The sequence below is a fragment of the Brotaphodocola sp. genome (assembly GCF_983179755.1).
This window is the reverse complement of record NZ_CFAHBC010000064.1, coordinates 1-4,921: the sequence shown is the minus strand read 5'-3', so window position 1 is coordinate 4,921 and position 4,921 is coordinate 1. Positions and strand designations below refer to the sequence as shown.

Here is a 4,921-nt window from a genome sequence, read left to right as displayed (position 1 = left end):
GGTTCAGGTCCGTGTGGTAGCAATACCTTGAGGGTTCGACTCCCTTCTTCTGCATGAGAGAAGAGAAGGCTGTGACAGAAATGTCGCGGTCTTTTTTTATTGTTTCATAGGACGCAATTTCCTATGAAACAATAAACGCTCTGCGAGGGTACAAAGCGCCAGTTGTGTTTGTTATGGTCGTGTTTGTTATGCGCTGACAGTACTGATCAAAGGGAATGGTAAGCGTATAAGGAATAAGCTCTCCTTTTGGGGGATATGTTCGCGGGAACTTGAAGAAAATGACATGATTTTCAGAATATAACAAAAAAACAAAATAATTCAAATAATAGTTGACTTTTATGGGGGGATGCGATATACTACATATCGTTGAAACGGCGACTTGTGTTGTCGGGACAATGGTTTGCAGAAGTGGCGGAATTGGCAGACGCGCACGGTTCAGGTCCGTGTGGTAGCAATACCTTGAGGGTTCGACTCCCTTCTTCTGCACGAGGAAAGAGAAGGCTGTGACAGAGATATCACGGTCTTTTTTTGTGTGTGTAAGTGGTGTGAAAATCTTCTTTGGCACGTTTGTTTTCATTCGTCAAATTTTGTTCGTTCTTGTATATTTTACCAAATTATAGTGGTATTGGGAGTGATTTTATGTTACAATATTAAGAAGATTTAAGGAATAATGGATCTTATTATTTACTTTATCTGTTTTTCAGATCGTATCTTATTGGGAGGTAATGGGGAAGTTAAAAACTTAGAGGAGGATGTATGCGTAAGAAAAAACTTTGGAAACAAAAATGCGCGATGGGACTTGCGGTTGCTGTGACGGCAACGAGCGTTCCGACTCCGGCTTTGGCTGGAAAGGCAGAGGTACCGGTTGCAAATGAGACGCAGGTAGAGGGGGAAGACACAGAGTCAGAGTCTGGTGATGTGGCAACATCCTCAGACGCAGATGTAGTCGATGACACCAAGAAACAGGAAGACAAGAAAGAAAAAGAAGAAAAGGTTTCGAAGGCGACGGCTTCCGATGCGGAAGAGAATGACGGAGAAGGCGATCTGATTGACGATGTGACCGTACCGGACAAGGAACAGAAGGCAACATCGAGTGATGCAGATTTGGAAGAACCGGAAGAGAAGGAGCTTCTTTCGGCAAATCAGATTCAGTTGTCTGCGCAGGCAGGACAGAACTTAAACCAGGGTGCGACGATTGATGTCTGGGATGGCATGACGGAAGAGGAGCTGAAAGAAGAACTCAAGCGTGAAGTGTGGGGCGGAGTGGATGCAGACTTCCCGGATACCTGGTATTATCATGCATCAGCGACGACTTTAGGGAGACAGACGACGGACTGGGTTGAGCTTGGTGGAGAGACACTCAACAAGAAACTCAGACTTTCTGTTCAATCAGTAACTTATTCATCCCTGATGGATGTTGCAGTGAGTGGCTCTGCGACTTCTTTCGAGATTGGAATTGGTGCTGCGCGGACGACAAAGACGTATGCTGGAAAGGAATATGTGGAGACTTCCATCGCTGATGGCGAGTATGCTACGGTAAAGATTCGCAAAGAGATCAAGGTAGCATACACGGAGCCGGATGAGACGGAAAATCACGGAACTCTGGTCGGAGAGAAGACGGCAAAACTGCGTCAGAAGTTCACATTTAAGATTACCCCGCAGGTCGGCTGGGTTCCGGAAGTCTCTGTAAGCAATGCTTCTGCAAGTTCCATTGATGTTTCCGTTATCAGAGACGGAGATCAGTATGTCTACACGATTGCAGGGGATGATATCACCGAGGATCTGGAAGTGGAGATCTCCTATCAAGCAGATCGCGCAAACGTGGAGACGATTACACTTGACAGCAACACCAGAGATAATTTCACAGTGAAATATGGCAGTAGTGAAGTGACGGGCGACGCGTTTGATATTAATAAGACGGCGCGCGAGATCTCTATCAAAGCAAAAGACGGATATTTCCTTGCATCTGTGAATGGAAATACGGATCTGTCTGAGGACGATTTCTCAAATGATGGCTGGATGACCTACACGATTGCGGATGGAGAGTCTACGATCAGTGTGGAGACGTTGAAGGCAGAGTTTGTGACGAACGCCAACCCGTGGCTTGCATGGGAGACGGATGATAGCGTAGATGAGGATACCGCAGGTAAGGTTCTTGATGCGGTACTTGACTGGACAAAGACGCTTCCGGGTGAGACCGTGATTTCCAAAGATCAGGTTACGGTGGAATATCTGATGGGAACCGGAGCTGCCACTGGATCGAAGTCATACAAAGAGCTTACCTACGAAATAAAGGGAGCCGATTCCTATCTGTACAAAGGAGCTCATAATTTTGGAGCTGACACAGAGACCGTTCGGATTACCTGGAACGGCTCAAAGCGCTATCCGAAACTGGAGCTGGAGCTGGAGCTGGCACTTCGCCCGGATCGAAGCAACAAGGATATTGTGACGATCAAGACAGCAACCCGTGATGCTATTCAGATCCAGTACAAAGATGCAACCGTAACGGATGACGAACTGCTTCTGGATAAGGACAACCATGAGATCAAGATCTCCGCAAAGGATGGATATTATCTTGAGAGCGTGGATGGCACAATGCTTGGAGACTCTGACTTTACGGCAGCTCATGTTTATGAGTATACCGTACCGGACGGAGCAACCGAGCTTTCCGTCTCTGTCAAGAAGATGAGTTTTGAAGCGAAACAGGACCCGACGCTCAACTGGTATGAGGGAAAGGAGATCGATGAGAGCACCGCTCAGAAGATCATTGAGGCAGTTGTGGACTGGACAGGTACCGTACCGGATGAGTCTGTGATTGACAAGGAAGATTTGAAGGTTGAGTATGCAGCTTCTGATATGCCGGAGTCGAGTCTTTATTCTCCGTACAAGTCTCTGGATCATGATCCAGGCGTGAATTTCCTGGAGCATGAGTTTGGAGATAAAACTTCGGAGAAGATCCGAATTACCTGGAATGGAACAAATCAGTATCGGAAGATGGTATTGGAAGTGACTCTGAATCTGGAGGACACCCGTCTGGAGACCAGCGTGACACTGAATTCCGGTGTGAAGGTTACTTATGTTCCAGAGGATCAGGAGGAAACCTTCAAGCGAGCAGTCTATGAGCAGGTCATCAGCAAGGTAGATCCGCTTGCAGAGAAGCCGGCTTACGAGAAGTTTAAGATTGTCAACAATACGAAGACACTTTTGACCCCAGATTACAATGTGGGAACCAAGGAAGTTCAGGTAACTTATCTTGGCGATGATACTTACAAGTCGAGCAAGGCAACTGTGCAAGTGGAGATCGTGAAGGCAAAGTCTTCTATCCGCGTAAAACAGCTCTACACGATTACTTATGGACAGGAAATTCAGGGAGAGTACATTGTCACGAATCCGGAGGGACTGAAGGTTCTGGCAATCTATGCAGGAGTGAACAGTGATTTTGATGGAACGATTATGTTTAATGTTCCGAAGATCACGGTTGCAGGCATGGATGTGGATCTGGAATCCATCATTCGCACAATTTTCCCGGATGGTGCTTCGATTAGTGATGTTCTGGAATTCCTGAACAGTGATGCGTCTCAGACCGTTCTGAAACTGTTAGAGCAGGCAGGAATCGATACATCCAGCTTTATTCAGGCACTTGAGACGATCAGCAAGTACCTGCCGGATTCTGTGACCTCTCTGCGTGTGCAGTTTGGCACACCGAATCGTGCCGGTATGTATGCGACGGTTGCGATTGTCGCAGATCAGAACTATGAGTCTTCCGTCGGTGTCGGATCTCTGATCATCAAACCGGAGACTCAGGATGTCAGACTTGTATGGAAAAACAATGTGACGACGATCGCGTTCAATGATCGTCCGGCTACCGATGAAGAGGCAGAGAAGCTGTTTGAGGCTGGAATTTATGTATCCGATCAGGAGCAGGTGAACCCGACGACAGAGGTTCGTTACAGCTACAAGGGAACTTCTCTGGCTGGTGTCTACTATGACATGGCTACCCCGGTTCTTGATCCGGGAACTTACACCCAGACGGCTTACATTCGCAATGGAGATCAGCTGGCATGGCCGATTTCTCGTGAGTATACCGTAGAGCTTTCTGATTCCCAGATTCGTTTTGATGATCTGGATGAGGATGGAACGAAGACGGTATTTTACAATGGACAGCCTCAGGGACTGACTGCACAGCTGTACTATGGAAAAGATTTTGATCAGAAGTGTGAGAATGCAGAGCTTCATTACACCTACAACGGATCTTACACAGTTCCGACTGATGCAGGTATTTATGAGGTAGTTGCTGGGTTTAATGGAGACGGATGGCACAAGATTGCACCGCATGTAACGGCAATCCTGATCATCAACAAAGTGACCCCGCAGATTGCGATCACACCGGCTGAGTATACCTACGATGGACAGGCTCACAGTGCAGAGTATCAGGTGACCGGTATTGATGGAGAGGAACTTGCAGGTGTAGAAGCAACGGTTACCTACACCAACATGGAGACTGGAGCAACGTCTCAGGATGCTCCGACCGAGGTTGGCACTTATCATGTGACGGTTACAGTCAAAGATTCTAAGAACTATGGCGCAAACAGCCAGACTGCCGAGCAGGCACTGGTGATCAAGAAGGCAGAGCTGCAGGGAACGAGCGTGGAGATCACGGATCTGGAGCACGTTTATGACGGAAATGTTCACAAGGCAAGTGTGAGCGTAACCGGAGTAGCAGACGAGCAGATTGATGACTATACGGTAACGTATCTGGATGAAGCCGGAGAAGTCGTAGAGAATCCGATCAATGCAGGAACATACAAAGTCATAGTAAAGGTATCGACAGCAAACTACGAGGACTACGAGAGCCCGGCAAGTGAGCTGGTGATCAAGAAGGCAGAGCTGCAGGGAACGAGCGTGGAGATCACGGATCTGG

At 47.5% G+C, this 4,921-nt stretch carries 1 protein-coding gene and 1 tRNA gene; both read left to right on the top strand.

What is annotated here, in order from left to right:
- The first annotated feature begins 402 nt into the window (after positions 1–402).
- Positions 403–486 (top strand) — tRNA-Leu (locus AC4EVX_RS12670).
- A gap of 270 nt (positions 487–756) precedes the next feature.
- A partial coding sequence (locus tag AC4EVX_RS12665; RefSeq protein ID WP_490160335.1) for an MBG domain-containing protein occupies positions 757–4,921 on the top strand: 4,165 nt, incomplete at its 3' end.